Source organism: Serratia sp. 2723, assembly GCF_050434425.1.
Classification (GTDB): domain Bacteria; phylum Pseudomonadota; class Gammaproteobacteria; order Enterobacterales; family Enterobacteriaceae; genus Chania.
On record NZ_JBNDIN010000011.1, the window covers coordinates 67,627 to 84,755 of the forward strand.

Here is a 17,129-nt window from a genome sequence, read left to right on the forward strand (position 1 = left end):
TGTGACATATTTCACGTAATTTGTGAGTAATTAGATCGCGCTGGGGTATTTCCCGTGTGATATACATTTATTTTGGCTTTCCATTGCCACTTAAACGCGAGATGACATTGTCGCAATACAATTATTACGGGCAAGGTGCCTGAATACGTCAATACCACTCAGAAAGGAAAAGGAAATGTATTTTATGTCCATGAAAATGAATAAAGCCTTGTTGGCTGTTGTAATTGCATTTGGTTCAGCATCTATGGCGCACGCTGACCAGGGTCACGGTAAAGTCACCTTCACCGGTTCTATTATTGATGCACCGTGTTCTATCGCACCGGAGTATGTCGATCAGACTGTTGAACTGGGGCAGATTTCTAATGTCGCCCTGCAAAACAGTGGCCAGTCCACGCCAAAGAACTTTGATATCAAACTGGAAGACTGTTCATTCGGCACACCGGCTGCCAAGAACAAGGTCCAGGTGACCTTTACCGGCATGGAATCTGTAGCGGGTAACGGTCTGCTGGGGATCACCGGTAATGCCAAGGGCGCCAGCGTCGCTATCACCCAGGCGGATGGCCGGGTCATCACGCTGGGTCAGGCAACTAAAGAGCAGACATTGCAGGGCGGTAACAACACCCTGAGCTTCGCTGCTTACATGCAAGGTGATGGCGCGTCAGCAACCATTACCGAAGGTGACTTCCAGGCGGTGACTGACTTTACCCTGGCGTACAACTAAGCCCCTTTTATTCCCTTTATTTTAAATATTGGTGTGTCTGTGCATGCGGGATTCCCGCATGCTTTTTTAGGTGAGTCGCCCAAAGGAATAATGGAAGATGCACATTAATAGAATAACGTTAATCGTATTTTCCTGCCTGTTTCCCCCTGTATTATTTTCTGCGTATGCCGCCGGTGACCTGGCGGGATGGGGGAGGGTCAATATTCAGGGCAGTATTATCGACACCGCCTGCGCCATTGAGGTGGACAGTCGTGAGCAAAGTATCGACATGGGGGTGATCCCCGTGGCGGATATTGTTCGTGATGGTCAGGGGCGCAGTAAACACTTTTCAATAGATCTGGTTGATTGTGTGCTTGACCGCCCGGGAAAAGCGGACTGGAAGCACTTCCAGGTGACCTTTGACGGTGACACGGAAGGGGATTTATTTGGTGTTCGCGGAGGCGCTTCCGGGGTGGGACTGCAAATTTCTGATGACTCGGGAAATATTGCGTTACCCGGCAAGGTCTTGCCCTTTGTCGATATTATTCCCGGCAGCATGCAATTGAATTACTCCCTGAAACTGGTGGCAAATAATCACGCATTGAAACCCGGCGATTATTTTTCGTCAATTCGTTTCAAACTGGATTATTTCTGAATACCTCGCGCAGTGCATCGTCAACGATTATTTAAAATAAAAAGGTAAGGAAATGGGATTGTCACCAACAGGAAAACGGGTTCGACTCCAGGCGGTGGGGCTGTGCGTCTCGCTGGCCCTGGGCTCACCGATGACCGTGGTCTACGCGGCAGACGACATTCAGTTCAACACGGATGTGCTGGACGTCAACGACCGCAAAAATATCGACCTGAGCCAGTTTTCCCGTGGGGGCTACATCATGCCGGGTACCTACGGCATGGTGGTGCATATCAACAAGAATGACCTGCCGGAGCAGCAGATCGCGTTTTATGCGCCGAAGGCGGATCCGAACGGCAGCCGGGCCTGTATCAGCCAGGCGCTGGCGAATGAGCTGGGGTTCAAGGAGGGCGTGCTCAAGGATCTGACCTGGTGGCATGACGGTGAGTGTCTGGATGAGAGCAGCGTACCGGGAATGGAAGTGCGGGGTGATCTTGCCACCAACGGTCTGTATATCAGCATTCCGCAGGCCTTCCTGGAGTACAGCGACGAGAACTGGGACCCGCCGTCCCGCTGGGACGGGGGTATTCCGGGTCTGCTGTTTGATTACAACGTCAATGCCCGTAGCCAGCGTCAGCAGCAAGGCGGCAGCAGCACACAGAACCTGAGTGGCAACGGCACGACCGGGGTGAACCTGGGGGCCTGGCGTTTGCGTGCGGACTGGCAAGCCAACCTTGACCACCAGACCGACAGCGGTCAGTCGTCCCGCCAGCAACTGGACTGGAGCCGGTATTACGCCTACCGGGCGGTGCCGTCGCTGCGGTCGAAGCTGACGCTGGGGGAGAACTACCTGGATTCGGGCATGTTCGACAGCTTCCGCTTTACCGGGGCGAGCCTGATATCGGACGACAACATGCTGCCGCCGAACCTGCGTGGGTACGCCCCGGAAGTGGTGGGCGTGGCAAAGACCAACGCCAGGGTGGTCATCAGCCAGCAGGGGCGGGTGTTGTACGAGACGACCGTGGCCTCGGGGCCGTTCCGCATTCAGGACATCAACGATGCGGTCAGCGGTGAGCTGAACGTGCGGGTGGAAGAGCAGGACGGCAGCGTGCAGGAGTTTGTGGTGAACACCGCGAACATCCCGTACCTGACGCGGCCGGGGGCGGTACGCTTCAAGCTGGCGGCGGGCAAGCCGTCGGACTGGCAGCATCATTCGCGCGGCCCGGTGTTCGGCACCGGTGAGTTTTCCTGGGGGATCAGCAACGGCTGGTCGCTGTATGGGGGCGCGCTGGCGGGTGGGGATTATAACGCGTTGTCACTGGGTATCGGGCGTGACCTGATGCTGTTGGGGGCGTTGTCGTTCGACGCCACACAGTCGCGAGCGCGGTTGCCGCAGGAAGAGGGCACGCTCAGCGGCGGCTCGTATCGCCTGAGTTACTCGAAGAACTTTGACGAGTACGACAGCCAGGTGACCTTCGCCGGCTACCGCTTCTCGGAGCAGGACTTCATGAGCATGAGCGAGTACCTGGATGCGAAATACTACGGCACCCGGACCGGCAACGGCAAGGAGATGTACACCGTCACCTTCAACAAGCACTTCCGTGACTGGGGGCTGAGCAGCTACATCAACTACAGCCATCAGACCTACTGGGACCGGCCTGCCAATGATCGTTACAACCTGACGATGTCGCGTTATTTCGACGTGGGGCGATTTAAAAACCTGAGTCTGTCGCTGTCGGCGTACCGCAATGAATATAACGGCACCAAAGACGACGGGGCTTACCTGTCGCTGTCGATGCCGTGGGGGAGCAACGCCACGGTGAGCTACAACACCACAGTGAACCGTAACGACACCACGCATCAGGTGGGGTACTCCGACCGGATTGATGAGCACAACAACTACCAACTGCGTGCCGGCAGCTCTCGCAGCGGCGTGAACGTGAACGGTTATTACAACCATGAAGGAGACACGACGCGCATGAGTGCCAATGCCAGCTACCAGGAAGGGCGCTACAGCGCCGTCGGCATGTCGATGCAGGGCGGAATGACGCTGACGGCGAACGGCGGTGCACTGCACCGTGCCGGCACGGCGGGCGGCACCCGGATGCTGATTGATACCCAGGGCGTGCCGGACGTGCCGGTGCGCGGGTACGGCAGCACCACCAACACCAACGCCTGGGGCAAGGCAGTCATCGGTGACGTGAACAGCTACTACCGCAACAAGGCGAGCATCGATGTGAACCAGCTCGGTGACAACGCCGAAGCCACCAAATCGGTGGTCCAGGCGACGCTGACCGAAGGTGCCATCGGCTACCGGCAGTTTGATGTGATTGCCGGTGCCAAGGCGATGGCGGTGATCAAACTGGCCGACGGCAGCGAGCCGCCGTTTGGCGCGACGGTGATGAATGCGCGCAAACAGGAGACCGGCCTGGTCAACGACGGCGGCAGCGTCTACCTGAGCGGCATTAACGCCGGTGACGCCATGACGGTGCACTGGGGTGGGGTGGCGCAGTGCGAGGTGCGGATGCCAACCCCGCTGCCGGCGGACATGCTGATGAATACGCTGCTGCTGCCGTGCCATCCGGTGCGTGCACGCACAGAGACGTAACCACCACGCGCAGCGATAACACCGTGGTGCAAATTTACCCCACAGCAATGAGGCCGTTATGGCCGGGAATGAATAACATGCGTAAGAGCGAACTGAACATGAAACACCTTCATCCAGGCCGTCCGGCCGCCTTTGTGCGCCGGAATACCCTGATATCGGCGGCCGTGACCGGTCTCCTGCTGAGTGCCGTGGTGGTCGAATCTGCCCAGGCGGCCATTGCCCTGGACCGGACCCGGATCATCTTCGACGGCAGCCAGAAATCGGTGAGCCTGAATGTCAGCAACCAGAACAAACAGTTGCCGTACCTGGCACAGGGCTGGATAGAAGACGACCAGGGCAACAAAATCCAAAGCCCCCTCACGGTCCTGCCGCCGGTGCAGCGCATCGAGCCCGGCAAGCCGAGCCAGGTGAAAGTCCAGGCGCTGCCGGCTGCGCAGATGCTCAAGCAGGACCGCGAGACGGTGTATTACTTCAACCTGCGGGAAATCCCACCGAAGAGCAGCAAGCCGAACACGCTGCAAATCGCGTTGCAGACGCGCATCAAGCTGTTCTACCGCCCGACGGCCATTGCGATGGACAAGAACGCGCCGCCGCCGCAGGAGCAACTGACGCTGAGCAAACAGGGCGACAAGTACGTGGTCAATAATCCGACGCCGTATTACGTCACTCTGGTTGATGCGAGCAACAAGAAAGACGGCCCGGGCATCAAAAACTTCGAACCGATGATGGTGCCGCCCAAGGGCAACCTGCCGCTGACGGTGAGTGCGGCGGCGGTGGGCAACAGCCCGGTGCTGACCTACGTCAACGACTACGGCGGCCGACCGCAGCTGAGTTTTAGCTGCAACGGCAGCACCTGCACCGTGATGCCGGCGAAGAAGGCGTAGCAGAAGCGTATCGGGTGGTGCCGAGCACCGGCGAAGCGAAGGGAGACAGGATATGGGCATGACACACGAGACAGGCAGACACCGGCAGGGCCCGCACGGGGCGACCGAGCTGAAGTACTACGCCACGCTGGCAGGATTGGCGCTGATGGTACCGCTGACGCTGGGCATGATGCTGTGGCTGTTGCCCGGTGCGCAGGCGAAGGCAGATAACTGGGACGTTGAAGGGGCCAGTGGCTCTCTGTATGTACACGGCGCACTGACGGAAAGCGCCTGTCGGCTGGACATGACCAGCGCCCATCAGGATGTTGCGCTGGGCGAGGTGGGGACGGGGCGCCTGCAGACCCCTGGCGCCCGCGGTGAACCGGTCCGGGTTGAACTGCGGTTAACGGATTGCCTGCGCAGCCCGGCGGGCAGCCGCGACGAGCGCACCGGCGGCCTGACCTGGGCGGACAATCAGCCGGCGGTGACGGTGAGTTTTAACGCCACCCGTGACGCCGATAACCCCGAGTTGGTGAAAGCGCAGGGTGTCTCCGGACTGGGACTGCGGCTGGAAAGCGCGCAGGGAGAAGACGTGCGGCTGGGTAGCCGGGGTAAACCGCTGCTGCCGACACCGGGGCAGAATACGCTGAGCTACACCGTGACCCCGGAACGCACCCCCGCTCCCCTGATGGCGGGCTGCTATCGGGCCGTGGTGGATTTTCATCTGAGTTATGACTGAGGTGGGCAGGACAATGAAGGACACCCTGATACGGCGGCGGCATGCCTGGCAGACACTGGCTGCTTTACTGGCCGCGCTGCCGCTGCTGGCATGGGCCGTACCCTCGGCCACGGTCACGGTCAAGGTCACCGTGGTGGCCCCGCCGCCTTGCGTGATAAACGATGACCGCCCGATTGACGTGGAGTTCGGTGACGTAATGACCACCCGGGTGGACGGCGACAACTACAAGATGGTGGTCAATTACACGCTGTCATGCCCAGGCGCGCCCTCCAATGCGATGAAGCTGCAGGTGAAGGGCACGGGTGCGGCGTTTGACGCCACGGTGCTGCAGACCAATAAGACCGGGCTCGGCATCGAACTGCGCCAGGGCGACAGCAAGCTGGCCGTCAACGGCTGGCTAAACTTCACCTATCCGAACAAGCCTGAACTGTGGGCGGTGCCGGTGAAACAACGTGGCGCAACCCTGACGGGGGGCGAATTCAGTGCGGGTGCCACGATGGCCGTGGATTACCAGTAACGGGAGCGGAGCATGACCAGAACGATAAGAGTCCTGTTGCTGGCCGGCGGCCTGATGGCGGGCATTACCCCGGCACAGGCCAGGGACGGTGAAGCGGACATGACGTTTCACGGCACCCTGATAGAGCCGCCACCCTGCACCATCAACGACGGTAATCAGGTGGATATCGACTTCGGCGAGCGGGTGGGCATCAACAAGGTGGACGGGGTGAACTACCGTCAGCCGTTGAACTACCAGATTACCTGCGACAAAGCCGTCGGCGGCAGTTGGGCACTGACGCTCAGCCTGAGCGGCAGTGCGGCCGGGTTCGACAGTGAGGCCTTGTTGACAGACAAGACCGACCTTGGCATCCGGGTGTACCAGAACGACAAACCCTTCACCCCGAACAGCACGCTGAAGATAAACCTGGACAGCCTGCCACGTCTGGAGGCGGTGCCGATAAAACAAGCGGGTGCCACGCTGACAGAAGGGGTCTTTGAGGCCTGGGCCACGTTGCGTGCCGACTATGAATAAGGAGCGCGAGATGAAAGGCAAATCGGGCAAGCGTGCGCGTTCAGGGCATCCCCGTTCCAGGGCCGTCGCCCTGCTGTTGGCTCAGGCGTTGATGGCGGTACCGCTGCCGATCCTTGCGGCGGGTGAAAATAATGTGTATCTGCACGGTGCCCTGGTCGCAGAGCCCTGCGTGATACCGCCGGGCGATGAAGAAATCACGCTGGATTTTGGCACCATCATTGATAAGTACCTGTATCTGAACACGCGTACCTTGGGTCAGGCCTTTGAGATACATCTGGAGGAATGTGACCTGACGCTGGGCAAGACAGTAAGCGTGAACTTTACCGGTACTGAAAGCAGCGCCCTGCCGGGCCTGCTGGCCCTGGACGGCAGCAGTGAAGCCACGGGGATTGCCATTGGGCTTGAGACACCGTCGGCCCAACCGCTGCCGATAAATCAGGCGAGCGATAAATTGCTGTTGCAGGCAGGGAGCAACAGTATTGTGCTGAAGGCCTATGTGCAGGGTGAGCCGGACGCGCTCAGGGAGCAGCGTATCGAACGCGGCCCCTTCAGTGCGGTGGCGACCTTCAATCTGGACTATGAGTAAGAAAAGCCAAACAGGCAGTGACAGACACGCAGACAGAAGACACCGCTGCGCAGGACTGGGAGACGGCCTACCGCTGGTTATGCCAGCGACGGCAACATGCGCCACCGAATGCTGATGTGTGGGATTTACGCTTTAAGTGGCCACAGCAGCAGTTTCAATGGCTAAAGCGGGTGCTGGCAGGGGGATACCGGCTGTCGCCGATGCAAGTCTATCGGCGGCGAAATAAAAGCTGGGTGCAATGGTCGGCGCATGATGCGCTGGTCCTCAAGTGGGTGGCGATACAGATCGCCGGGAAATTACCCAGGAACGTGCATTGCCATCACCTGAAAGGGCACGGTGGCGTCAGCGGGTCGACAAAATATGTCTCCTCTGCCTGGCAAAGTGGGGAATGGCGTTATGTGTACCGCACAGATATCCGGGGCTATTACCGGCATATTTTAAAACACCAGGTGGCCGGGCAGTTGCAATGGCATATAGCCGATGTGGTCTGCCGAGACCTGTGCCTGCAATGGCTCCATTACAGCATTGAGGACAGCGGCGAGATAGTGACGCCGGAAAAAGGCATTTGCCGTGGCAGTGCGTTGAGCCCACTCATTGGTGGCAGCTTATTGCGGCATGTTGATAGTTATTTTGCGACGCGTGAGGAGATATTTTATGCCCGATATATGGATGACTTTATTTTTTTCACGAAAACGCGTTGGCATTTACGCAAGGCCATCAAGCGACTGCATGAATTTTTTGATGTGGGTGGATTTGAAACACACCCGGATAAAACGCAATTGGGGAAAATTGAACATGGCTTTGACTGGCTGGGGCTATGGTATGCCCCCGGAGGGCCCCGGATAGCGCCGAGAGCCATAGAGAACCATCGGGCACATATTGCGCGGCTTTATGAGCAGGCACGCAGGCGGAAACTGTCGAAGGCAGAGACCGACCTGCGTGTGCGGGAATATGAGACCCGGTGGATGAGTTGGGCAAAACACCACTTAAAGCACGTGGGGGATTGCCTGCTTTATTAAACAATAAAAGAACGGTACTCCTATGAAAGCCCTTATGTCTCTTATCTTCTGGCTCTGCCTGACCGGTACTGCCGCCGCAACCCTTCATCCTGTCCTAGACAACCCACGGATATCATCCTGTAACCATGCCTCGCCATGGGGTCGATGTTCAGTCTCCGTGTTCTACTCCGCCGACTCCACGTCACTACGCGACATACCCGAAGTTGCTCCGCCCCTGCCCGGCTACTCAACCAAGTTGACCGCGATAGGGCTTCACTGCGACTTCGGGAGTAATCTCACCGGGAAACCGATCACTAACTGCACGTTCGTTCGGAACGACGCCCACAGCCCCGTGGTTGAGAACTGCAACCTTCGCTCTCAGTCCTCGTGGGAACTCACTCCTGAGTCCACTTGCAACCTCAAGACGCCTCTATGGGGTGCACACTCCGGTGCAGGGCCCGGCGGCGAGTGCGTACTCTTCGTCCAAGATGGATCGTGGTCAGTATCATCCGCGAACACCATACACGGCGTGCTCACGCCGTCACAAGTTGCACAGTCTGGTAACGCGTTTTGCCAAAAACCCCTGGCGCCAGATGCGAAGTGCGATCTTCTGCTTCCTTCTTCAATCGACCACGGCGTTATCAAACCCAACGCGCACTCCGTTGTGCAGGGCGACGGGACAGTCGATTGCGGGTATCAGCCCGTCCTCACTATCCTGGGGGGGAGTACAATCCAACTCGACCGCGGAGTGACCACCGTGTTAACGACCGAACTCCTCGGCCGTGACCGGGTTCGCCTCACCTCGACGCTAGATGCGATCAATGCCGAGCCTGGGGATCACCGTGCGTCTGTTGTCGTGATTGCCTCGCCTTACTGATCCCGACCGGGCACGGTGATCTATATCCATCGCGTGCCTGTGGGGGCGATCGGGTACAAATCCGTCGGACCTCGCCGCTGTAGACCGGCGCGGGCGGTGCACCGTGCTATCGTCCCGCAGTTCTGTCACACGGTCCTGCCCCGGCTGGGGATGCGAGGAGTGATCAAACACGCCACCGTACCACTGCTGTCTACGTTGACGGCGCTGTCACTCCCGGCCCTTGGTGCGATCTTGCTGAGCCCGGGGACCGCAGTGGGTCTGTGGGCGCTTCGGTATCATTGATATGTGGCCCTGCCCTGTGTCGTTGTGCTTGGTGGTATCCCTACGGGTTCCGACGCTAAAGCGCCTCGCCATGCAGACATAACCCGGCTCGCGCACTCATCCAATTGTTTCCGCCTTACGTTTTTTGTACCGGCGGGTCATATTGCACCGACTGCCGCGTGTGGGTGCCCGCTGGCCATGGATCCGTTCACTGTGCGGAAACGGGGAATTGGGCAACACGGATCATAATGTACTTTGGGTCGACATGACCAACATATCGCTTCCACGGCGTGGTGGGATTTAGAGTCTGGCGTTGATCTTATAACTCATTGAAAATGTTAAAAATGTCAAGGCTAAGTTCAGATGTCCGGGGTAGGGCAAAGTTGGAATGGCCATCAACTGCTACGTATGGTCAGTAAGAACTTCGCAGGTAAAGCATTTCGTGAGAATGTCATTAGACCTAATGGAATGAGGAACATAAAGAGCTTGGCAAGGAATAAAAAAAACAGAAATGCTTTCAGCATCAACAATCAGTTGTGGCAAGTCGTGATTTAATAAATAAGAACTTCAATAAACCTCACAGTTACCATTCTAATTTTTTTCAGTCGAAATTCACAAACACTTCATTTACTAAATAGCTGTTCCAAATAGTAGATCACTCGAAGGGAACTCAGTCCGATTTAAGCGATCTGATCAATCGCTGAATATCCCAAACCACTCAACCGGACTGAGTTATGCCGATCATAGCACCGATACCCCGCGACGAAAGACGCCTGATACAGAAAACTATTCATAAAACACGCGACAAAGATCATGCCCGCAGGCTGTCTCCCGTGCTTTGGCTAACGACAGCTCGGCATAGGAACCGATCATCATTACCCGTGACTTTCCGGCAAATTTATACCGGAAGCGCCAGACGGGTGTTTGATAGTTTTCCCTGTAGGAAAGATAAAGCCCGTTGCCGTCTGAGCGTCCCTCAAACCGTTCTCCAGCTTTTATCCATGCCCGTATCTGCATATCTGTGAGCTTTGCTATTCCGCCTGAACCTCAAATAGTGGTGTACACCTAATGTGGTACACCTCTTCCTTAGGGGTACACCCAGATGTACACAACAATAGTGCGCTTTCTTGATTCTTTATGCTAGCTCATGACAACAAAAAAGCCCGCTGTGATGCGGGCCTTCTGGTTTTATGCGGTTTGTTGATTTTGCCTGAATACTTACTCGATATTCTGGATCTGCTCGCGCATCTGCTCAATCAGTACCTTCAGCTCAATGGCTGAGGTAGTCACTTCGGCATTGATCGACTTGGAGGCCAGCGTATTCGATTCGCGGTTGAATTCCTGCATCATAAAGTCGAGGCGACGGCCAACGGCTTCTTTCTTTTTCAGGATGTTGTGCGTCTCTTTGACGTGCGCTTCCAGGCGGTCCAGCTCTTCGGCGACGTCGATACGCTGTGCCATCAGCACCAGCTCCTGCTCCAGACGGGTGTTTTCCAGCTGCACCTGGGCTTCTTCCAGCTTGCTGACCAAACGTTCGCGCTGCCATTGCAGGATATTAGGCATCTGGGCGCGCACTTTGACCACTTCGGCGCTCACGCCGTCGAGGCGTTGCTCGATCAGGGCTTTCAGCGCGGAGCCTTCGCTTTCGCGTGCCACGATGAAATCATCCAACGCGCCTTCCAGCGCTTGCATCAGCTCGTTGCTGATAAGGTCCAGATCCTGTTCCTGAGCGGACATCACGCCCGGCCAGCGCAGCACGTCGATCGGATCGATTTCCCCTTCGTCGCTCTGCATTTTGACCCAGTTGGCGGCTTCAACCAGCTGCTTGGCGAGTTTTTCGTTGAGGATCATCGAGCTTTGCGCGCTTGGGTCGAGCTCAAAGCGCAGGTTGCACTCCACTTTGCCACGCGTCAGGCGGCCACGGATACGCTCGCGGATCACCGGCTCAAGGCTGCGGAACTGCTCAGGCAGGCGGATGTAGGTTTCTAAGTAGCGTTGGTTAACGGAACGCAGCTCCCAAGCTGCGCTGCCCCATTCACCCTTGATTTCACGCCGGGCGTAGGCGGTCATGCTGCGGATCATTGTGCGTACCCGTAAATAGGAAAAGATGGGACGATTATAGCGTTGCACCTGCGGGCAGGATAGGCATAACGTCACGAAGCCCGTATAATGCGCAGCCAAACGTTAATAAGAAGCCGGAGAGAGCCCATGCGTCCTGCAGGCAGAGCACCACAACAAGTTCGCCCCCTGACACTGACCCGTCACTACACGAAACACGCTGAAGGTTCAGTGCTGGTTGAGTTTGGCGATACCAAAGTTTTGTGCACCGCCACGGTAGAAGAGGGCGTTCCGCGCTTTTTGAAAGGCCAGGGGCAAGGGTGGATCACCGCAGAATACGGCATGTTGCCGCGTTCGACCCACAGCCGTAATGCCCGCGAAGCGGCCAAAGGCAAGCAGGGTGGCCGTACGTTGGAGATCCAGCGTCTGATCGCTCGTTCACTGCGTGCCGCAGTGGATCTGAAAAAGCTCGGTGAGTTCACCGTCACCCTGGACTGCGATGTGCTGCAAGCCGATGGCGGTACCCGTACCGCTTCTATCTCCGGTGCCTGTGTCGCGCTGGCCGATGCGCTGAATGCGCTGGTTGCCGCCGGTAAACTGAAAGCCAACCCGATGAAAGGGCTGGTGGCGGCGGTTTCTGTCGGCATCGTTGGCGGCGAAGCGCTGTGCGATCTGGAGTATGTGGAAGATTCCGCCGCAGAAACCGATATGAACGTGGTGATGATGGAGGATGGCCGCATGATCGAGGTGCAAGGCACCGCCGAGGGTGAGCCGTTCAGCCACGATGAGCTATTGGCGCTACTGGCGCTGGCCCGAGGGGGCATCGAAACCATCTTCCAGGCGCAGAAAGCGGCGCTGGCAGACTGATTTTTAAAGGCGACCAAGCAGTCGCCTTTTTTATGCCCGGAAATCGGGCTGCAATAGAACTAAAGTTACCGACCAAATTAGGAGAAGCAGTAATGAAAGCCTACCAGCGCCAGTTTATCGAGTTTGCGCTCCGCAAGCAGGTATTGAAATTCGGCGAGTTCACCCTGAAATCCGGCCGTACCAGCCCCTATTTCTTCAATGCCGGCCTGTTTAATACCGGGCGTGATCTGGCGCTGTTAGGGCGTTTTTATGCCGAAGCGCTGGTGGATTCCGGCATCGAGTTCGATCTGCTGTTTGGCCCAGCCTACAAAGGTATCCCGATCGCGACCACCACCGCCGTGGCGTTAGCGGAACATCACGATCGCGATGTACCTTATTGCTTCAATCGTAAAGAAGCCAAAGAGCATGGCGAAGGCGGCACGCTGGTCGGTAGCCCGCTGCAGGGGCGTGTGATGCTGGTGGATGACGTGATCACCGCCGGGACGGCCATCCGCGAATCGATGGAAATTATCAGTGCCCATAACGCCAGCCTGGCAGGTGTGTTGATTTCTCTCGATCGTCAGGAGCGTGGCCGTGCCGACATTTCTGCGATCCAGGAAGTGGAGCGTGATTATCACTGCAAAGTGATCTCGATTATTACGCTCAAGGAGTTGATTGCTTACCTGGAAGAGCAGCCGGAAATGGCCGAAAGCCTGGCGGCAGTGCGGGCCTATCGCGAGCAGTACGGGGTTTAAAATACGGGGTTTTAAATAATAGCGCCGGGTTGAACCCGGCGATAGTTGTTACTGCAGTTGCGCTGCTAACAGTGGCCAGCGGGCATCGAAATCCTGCGTTGGGCGGTAGCGGAATTCGGAGCGAATATAGCGCGACAGCATCCCTTCACAGAAGGCCAGGATCTGGCTGGCCAGCAAGGTCTCATCGACGATAAAGCCTTTTCCTTCCCGGAGCTTACGTTCTTTCAATACCTGACGCAGTTGCGCTTCAATCCGCTCGAACAGCTGGTTGATCCTGCCTTGCAGGCGATCTTGCTCAAACATCAGCGCGTGACCGGTCATGATCCTGGTCAGGCCTGGGTTGCGCTCTGCAAACCCCAGTACCAACAACACAATCAGGCGTAGTCGGTTGAACGTCTCTTTTTCATCCTGCAAGATCAGGTTGATGCGCGTTATCAGGCTGTCTTCAATAAACTCGATCAGGCTGTCAAACATCCGCGTCTTGCTGGGGAAATGCCGATAAAGGGCAGCCTCAGAGACACCAACGTTTGCGGCAAGCTTGGCTGTGGTAATACGCTGGCTGCCGTCGCTGGATTCCAGCATCTGGGCTAACGCCTGCAATATCTCCTCACGCCGATTCCTTTTGGTATTTTCTTTTTCTGCCATGTTTGATTAGACCCTTGCTAAAACGGCTTATCCCCTCAATCTCTTCGGGTATAGATTTGCGAAAAACCGCGCACCGGCCGTTGCAGAGAAACTCTGTGCGGCTTATAAGATCGCTATTGTACGGTGTAATGGTTAACGGTCTTTCAGACCCTTATTCTCCGTGCAGTACTCCCAATTGCCAGACCAATCGTGCCGCATTGCAAGCGGTGCGATTGCAGGCGTCATCCCTGTAGATCCCGGTTATGGGCGAAACCTATTGGCGACCGGAGTGGCCAAAACCACCGGTACCCCGTTCGCTGCTATCGAACTCTTCCACCAGATTAAACTCGGCTTGTACCACCGGCACAAATACCATCTGTGCGATGCGTTCACCCGGCTCGATAGTGAAGGATTTCTGGCCACGGTTCCAGACGGACACCATCAGCTGGCCCTGATAATCGGAATCGATCAGGCCAACCAGGTTACCCAGCACTACACCGTGCTTATGGCCCAGACCGGAGCGTGGCAGGATCACTGCAGCAAGACCGGTATCGGCGATGTGGATGGCCAGGCCGGTAGGCAGCAGGGTGGTTTCGCCTGGTGCCAGCTCAACCGCGCTGTCCAGACAGGCGCGCAGATCAAGCCCGGCAGAGCCTGGGGTGGCATAGGTCGGCAATGGGAAATCTTGACCGATACGTGGGTCAAGGATCTTAACGTCGATTTTTTTCATCATAACGGCTGACTATCTCGTCTAGTAAACGTTGGCCAAGGAGTGCCTTGTCGCTATGCGGCAGGCGCTTGTCTCCATCCTGCCAAAAAAGATGCAGGGCATTGGTATCGCTGTTAAAACCGTGCTCTGCAAGCGATACATCGTTAGCGCAGATTAAATCCAGTTTTTTACGCAGTAGTTTTTGTCGCGCATATTCTTCCACATTCTGGGTTTCAGCCGCAAACCCGACGACAAAGGGACGATTTTTGCTCATCGCGGCAACGCCCGCGACAATATCCGGATTCTTGATCATCTTGAGAGTGATTTCATCTCCCTGCTTTTTGATTTTCTCATCGGCAATCTGTTCTGCCCGGTAATCCGCCACGGCGGCGCAGGAGATAAAGATGTTCTGCTGCGCGGCGTGCTGTTGTACCGCTTGCTCCATTTCCAGCGCACTGATGACATCTACACGGGTGACCCAAGGCGGCGTAGGCAGGCTGACCGGCCCGGCGACCAACGTGACTTGTGCACCGCGAGCGGCGGCGGCCTTGGCGATAGCAAAACCCATCTTGCCGGAGCTGTGGTTGCTGATAAAACGTACCGGATCCAGTGCCTCACGAGTGGGGCCCGCGGTGATCATAATCTTTAAATGTTGCAGATCCTGCGGCGCAGAGAAATGAGCGTTAGCCAGGTCTACTATCGCCAACGGATCCAGCATGCGGCCAGGCCCGATATCGCCACAGGCTTGACTACCGCTGTCTGGCCCCCACAGCAGCACACCACGCCCTTGTAGGGTCTGTAGATTGGCCTGGGTAGCGGCAGCGCGGTACATCTGCTGGTTCATGGCCGGTGCTGCCGCGATTGGGGCATCGGTAGCCAGGCAGACCGTGGTCAGCAGATCGTTGGCCATGCCGGTGGCAACGCGGGCCAGCAGATCGGCGGTGGCTGGGGCCAGGATAACCAGATCGGCCCATTTGCCCAATTCAATATGGCCCATGGCGGCTTCTGCTGCGGGATCCAGCAGATCGTCGAAAACCGGATAGCCGGAAACGGCCTGCAGCGTCAGTGGAGTAATGAAGGCTTTGGCAGCGCTGGTCATCACCACTCTTACCTCGGCGCCTCTGTCGCGCAGGCGGCGCACCAGCTCAGGGCATTTGTAAGCGGCAATACCGCCACTGATGCCAAGCACAATATGTTTGCCGGAAAGTCCCGTCATCATGATTGTCCGATTGAAATCCGAAAGAGGCGGACATTTTAGCATAACCGCTGCCAGGTAGAGCGATTCTGCTGTGTATGCAGCCAGTTACATGCAGGTTTTCGTAACTCTTCGCAATATTATCAATCACCTGTCGCACGATGAAATTTCCCGTGACATGCTGCTGTGGTAGGTAGGGAGGTGGCAATGAGCAATCAGGATATGTCGTTATGGCCTGGGGCTTTGGCACCCAGGGAAAAATTGATGCGTGATGGCGCTGCGGCGCTCTCCGATATGGAGCTGTTGGCAATTTTCTTGCGCACCGGGCTACCTGGAGTTCACGTCTCACAGCGGGCCGAGCAACTGCTGGCGCACTTTGGTTCGCTGTATCATCTGGTTTCGGCGGACTACGAACAATTTCATCGTCAGAAAGGGTTGGGGATTGCCACCTATGCGCAGTTGCAGGCAATTTCCGAATTAGCCTTCAGGCTGTTTTCCGGTCCCCATCTGCTGGAAAACGCGCTGCTGAACCCGAAAATTACCCAGCATTACCTGCATAGTTTGCTGGCTCACCATGAGCGAGAGGTGTTTTTAGTGTTGTTTTTAGACAATCAGCACCGGGTTATTCGCCATCAGGAGATGTTTGCTGGTACCATCAACAGCGTCGTTGTCCACCCAAGAGAAATTGTGCGTGCGGCGTTGAAGGCTAATGCAGCAGCCCTCATTCTGGCGCATAATCATCCTTCGGGTAAGGCTGAACCCAGTCACGCCGACCGTTTGATAACCGAGCAAGTGGTTAATGCCTGCCGGTTATTGGAGATCCGAGTGCTCGATCACTTGGTGATAGGCCGGGGTGAATGCGTCTCTTTTGCCGAGCGCGGATGGCTATAAGCAACTTTTTCGCGATCCTTGAGGGATCTTTAGCTGTTCGGGACTTGAGCACTTACGCTTCAGAGCGTATACTACGCCACCTTTGAGAATCTTGGGTTTGGCGTTAAGAGCCTATCTCAGCAGGTTTCCAACCTGATGTGAGGTTTCTGACCTGATGACGAGAGTCTCCTCAGTATGAAGTTTGCTGAGATGGGCTCTAAAAGCCTGACGAGGCGGCCATACCCTATACGAAGCTCGAGCTGATTTGATTTTTGGAGAATAAGACATGTCACGAGTCTGCCAAGTTACTGGCAAGCGCCCGGTGAGCGGTAACAACCGTTCCCACGCAATGAACGCGACCAAACGCCGTTTTCTGCCTAACCTGCACTCACACCGTTTTTGGGTTGAGGCTGAGAAGCGCTTTGTAACTCTGCGTGTATCTGCTAAAGGTATGCGTGTTATCGATAAGAAGGGTATTGAGACGGTCTTGGCCGATCTGCGTGCCCGTGGTGAGAAGTATTAAGGAACTGCATCATGGCTAAAGGTGTTCGCGAGAAGATCAAGCTGGTTTCTTCTGCTGGTACTGGTCACTTCTATACCACCACGAAGAACAAGCGTACTAAGCCGGAAAAATTGGAGCTGAAGAAATTCGATCCAGTTGTCCGTCAACACGTGATCTACAAAGAAGCTAAAATTAAATAATTTTAGTGGATTAATGAAAACCCGGCCTAGGCCGGGTTTTTTCATTTTATAGGGGTAGCAAACGGAGAGGGAGCCAG

At 56.4% G+C, this 17,129-nt stretch carries 18 protein-coding genes and 2 pseudogenes; 15 read left to right on the forward strand and 5 right to left on the reverse strand.

Annotated elements, in window-relative coordinates:
* Positions 1–190: 190 nt before the first annotated feature.
* The 10 genes and pseudogenes from ABIE29_RS16685 to ABIE29_RS16730 all read left to right on the forward strand — a co-directional run.
* Positions 191–721 carry a fimbrial protein gene (locus tag ABIE29_RS16685; protein ID WP_429619885.1) on the forward strand — a complete coding sequence of 177 codons (531 nt, stop codon included), beginning with the start codon at positions 191–193 and terminating at the stop codon, positions 719–721.
* Positions 722–818: 97 nt separating this feature from the next.
* A complete protein-coding gene (locus ABIE29_RS16690; protein WP_429619799.1) occupies positions 819–1,355 on the forward strand; it encodes a fimbrial protein in 537 nt (178 codons plus the stop codon).
* A 52-nt stretch (positions 1,356–1,407) separates the two neighbouring features.
* Positions 1,408–3,939, forward strand: a complete 2,532-nt coding sequence (locus ABIE29_RS16695; RefSeq protein ID WP_429619800.1) for an outer membrane usher protein — start codon at positions 1,408–1,410, stop codon at positions 3,937–3,939.
* 77 nt (positions 3,940–4,016) lie between these two features.
* Positions 4,017–4,823, forward strand: a complete 807-nt coding sequence (locus ABIE29_RS16700; RefSeq protein ID WP_429619801.1) for a fimbria/pilus periplasmic chaperone — start codon at positions 4,017–4,019, stop codon at positions 4,821–4,823.
* 58 nt (positions 4,824–4,881) lie between these two features.
* Positions 4,882–5,541: a fimbrial protein gene (locus ABIE29_RS16705; RefSeq protein ID WP_429619802.1), complete on the forward strand. Its 660-nt coding sequence runs from the start codon at positions 4,882–4,884 to the stop codon at positions 5,539–5,541.
* A gap of 13 nt (positions 5,542–5,554) precedes the next feature.
* On the forward strand, positions 5,555–6,058 hold the full coding sequence (locus ABIE29_RS16710) for a fimbrial protein (RefSeq protein WP_429619803.1): 504 nt from the start codon (positions 5,555–5,557) through the stop codon (positions 6,056–6,058).
* A 12-nt stretch (positions 6,059–6,070) separates the two neighbouring features.
* Positions 6,071–6,571: a fimbrial protein gene (locus ABIE29_RS16715; RefSeq protein WP_429619804.1), complete on the forward strand. Its 501-nt coding sequence runs from the start codon at positions 6,071–6,073 to the stop codon at positions 6,569–6,571.
* A gap of 10 nt (positions 6,572–6,581) precedes the next feature.
* Positions 6,582–7,157, forward strand: coding sequence for a fimbrial protein (locus tag ABIE29_RS16720; protein WP_429619805.1), 576 nt, complete (start codon positions 6,582–6,584; stop codon positions 7,155–7,157).
* A gap of 17 nt (positions 7,158–7,174) precedes the next feature.
* Positions 7,175–8,176, forward strand: coding sequence for a reverse transcriptase domain-containing protein (locus ABIE29_RS16725; protein ID WP_429619806.1), 1,002 nt, complete (start codon positions 7,175–7,177; stop codon positions 8,174–8,176).
* 1,851 nt (positions 8,177–10,027) lie between these two features.
* Positions 10,028–10,138: pseudogene (locus ABIE29_RS16730) on the forward strand (IS630 family transposase); the annotation flags it as partial.
* Here the strand turns inward: ABIE29_RS16730 and ABIE29_RS16735 are convergent.
* Positions 10,116–10,328: pseudogene (locus ABIE29_RS16735) on the reverse strand (Arm DNA-binding domain-containing protein); the annotation flags it as partial. The pseudogenes ABIE29_RS16730 and ABIE29_RS16735 overlap by 23 nt on opposite strands.
* Positions 10,329–10,511: 183 nt before the next feature.
* A complete protein-coding gene (locus ABIE29_RS16740) occupies positions 10,512–11,375 on the reverse strand; it encodes a YicC/YloC family endoribonuclease (protein ID WP_429619807.1) in 864 nt (287 codons plus the stop codon).
* Positions 11,376–11,501: 126 nt separating this feature from the next.
* On the opposite strand from ABIE29_RS16740, the gene rph reads away from it, so the two are divergent.
* Both rph and pyrE read left to right on the forward strand, forming a co-directional pair.
* On the forward strand, positions 11,502–12,218 hold the full coding sequence (gene rph / locus ABIE29_RS16745) for a ribonuclease PH (RefSeq protein WP_429619808.1): 717 nt from the start codon (positions 11,502–11,504) through the stop codon (positions 12,216–12,218).
* A gap of 92 nt (positions 12,219–12,310) precedes the next feature.
* Entirely contained in the window at positions 12,311–12,952 is a 642-nt protein-coding gene (gene pyrE / locus ABIE29_RS16750) for an orotate phosphoribosyltransferase (RefSeq protein ID WP_429619809.1), read from the forward strand.
* 48 nt (positions 12,953–13,000) lie between these two features.
* Here pyrE and slmA read toward each other — a convergent pair whose 3' ends face one another.
* From slmA to coaBC, 3 genes are all read right to left on the reverse strand, one after another.
* A complete protein-coding gene (slmA, locus tag ABIE29_RS16755; RefSeq protein ID WP_021181838.1) occupies positions 13,001–13,597 on the reverse strand; it encodes a nucleoid occlusion factor SlmA in 597 nt (198 codons plus the stop codon).
* A 253-nt stretch (positions 13,598–13,850) separates the two neighbouring features.
* Entirely contained in the window at positions 13,851–14,309 is a 459-nt protein-coding gene (gene dut / locus ABIE29_RS16760; protein ID WP_039996197.1) for a dUTP diphosphatase, read from the reverse strand.
* On the reverse strand, positions 14,287–15,504 hold the full coding sequence (coaBC, locus tag ABIE29_RS16765) for a bifunctional phosphopantothenoylcysteine decarboxylase/phosphopantothenate--cysteine ligase CoaBC (RefSeq protein ID WP_429619810.1): 1,218 nt from the start codon (positions 15,502–15,504) through the stop codon (positions 14,287–14,289). Before coaBC ends, dut begins: the two co-directional genes overlap by 23 nt.
* 183 nt (positions 15,505–15,687) lie before the next feature.
* On the opposite strand from coaBC, the gene radC reads away from it, so the two are divergent.
* The 3 genes from radC (at position 15,688) to rpmG (ending at position 17,052) form a co-directional block, all read left to right on the forward strand.
* Positions 15,688–16,371, forward strand: a complete 684-nt coding sequence (gene radC / locus ABIE29_RS16770; RefSeq protein WP_429619811.1) for a RadC family protein — start codon at positions 15,688–15,690, stop codon at positions 16,369–16,371.
* Positions 16,372–16,636: 265 nt separating this feature from the next.
* Positions 16,637–16,873 (forward strand): 50S ribosomal protein L28, encoded by a 237-nt coding sequence (gene rpmB / locus ABIE29_RS16775; RefSeq protein ID WP_004931195.1) that lies wholly within the window; start codon positions 16,637–16,639, stop codon positions 16,871–16,873.
* 11 nt (positions 16,874–16,884) lie between these two features.
* Positions 16,885–17,052, forward strand: a complete 168-nt coding sequence (gene rpmG / locus ABIE29_RS16780) for a 50S ribosomal protein L33 (RefSeq protein WP_004392084.1) — start codon at positions 16,885–16,887, stop codon at positions 17,050–17,052.
* Positions 17,053–17,129: the final 77 nt, after the last annotated feature.

Coding starts and splice junctions, on each gene's coding strand:
- rph (WP_429619808.1), top strand. CDS start 11,502: ATGCGTCCTGCAGGCAGAGCACCACAACAAGTTCGCCCCCTGACACTG.
- radC (WP_429619811.1), top strand. CDS start 15,688: ATGAGCAATCAGGATATGTCGTTATGGCCTGGGGCTTTGGCACCCAGG.
- ABIE29_RS16710 (WP_429619803.1), top strand. CDS start 5,555: ATGAAGGACACCCTGATACGGCGGCGGCATGCCTGGCAGACACTGGCT.
- ABIE29_RS16695 (WP_429619800.1), top strand. CDS start 1,408: ATGGGATTGTCACCAACAGGAAAACGGGTTCGACTCCAGGCGGTGGGG.
- rpmG (WP_004392084.1), top strand. CDS start 16,885: ATGGCTAAAGGTGTTCGCGAGAAGATCAAGCTGGTTTCTTCTGCTGGT.
- ABIE29_RS16705 (WP_429619802.1), top strand. CDS start 4,882: ATGACACACGAGACAGGCAGACACCGGCAGGGCCCGCACGGGGCGACC.
- ABIE29_RS16690 (WP_429619799.1), top strand. CDS start 819: ATGCACATTAATAGAATAACGTTAATCGTATTTTCCTGCCTGTTTCCC.
- ABIE29_RS16720 (WP_429619805.1), top strand. CDS start 6,582: ATGAAAGGCAAATCGGGCAAGCGTGCGCGTTCAGGGCATCCCCGTTCC.
- dut (WP_039996197.1), bottom strand. CDS start 14,309: ATGATGAAAAAAATCGACGTTAAGATCCTTGACCCACGTATCGGTCAA.
- pyrE (WP_429619809.1), top strand. CDS start 12,311: ATGAAAGCCTACCAGCGCCAGTTTATCGAGTTTGCGCTCCGCAAGCAG.
- slmA (WP_021181838.1), bottom strand. CDS start 13,597: ATGGCAGAAAAAGAAAATACCAAAAGGAATCGGCGTGAGGAGATATTG.
- rpmB (WP_004931195.1), top strand. CDS start 16,637: ATGTCACGAGTCTGCCAAGTTACTGGCAAGCGCCCGGTGAGCGGTAAC.
- ABIE29_RS16740 (WP_429619807.1), bottom strand. CDS start 11,375: ATGATCCGCAGCATGACCGCCTACGCCCGGCGTGAAATCAAGGGTGAA.
- coaBC (WP_429619810.1), bottom strand. CDS start 15,504: ATGATGACGGGACTTTCCGGCAAACATATTGTGCTTGGCATCAGTGGC.
- ABIE29_RS16685 (WP_429619885.1), top strand. CDS start 191: ATGAAAATGAATAAAGCCTTGTTGGCTGTTGTAATTGCATTTGGTTCA.
- ABIE29_RS16715 (WP_429619804.1), top strand. CDS start 6,071: ATGACCAGAACGATAAGAGTCCTGTTGCTGGCCGGCGGCCTGATGGCG.
- ABIE29_RS16700 (WP_429619801.1), top strand. CDS start 4,017: ATGCGTAAGAGCGAACTGAACATGAAACACCTTCATCCAGGCCGTCCG.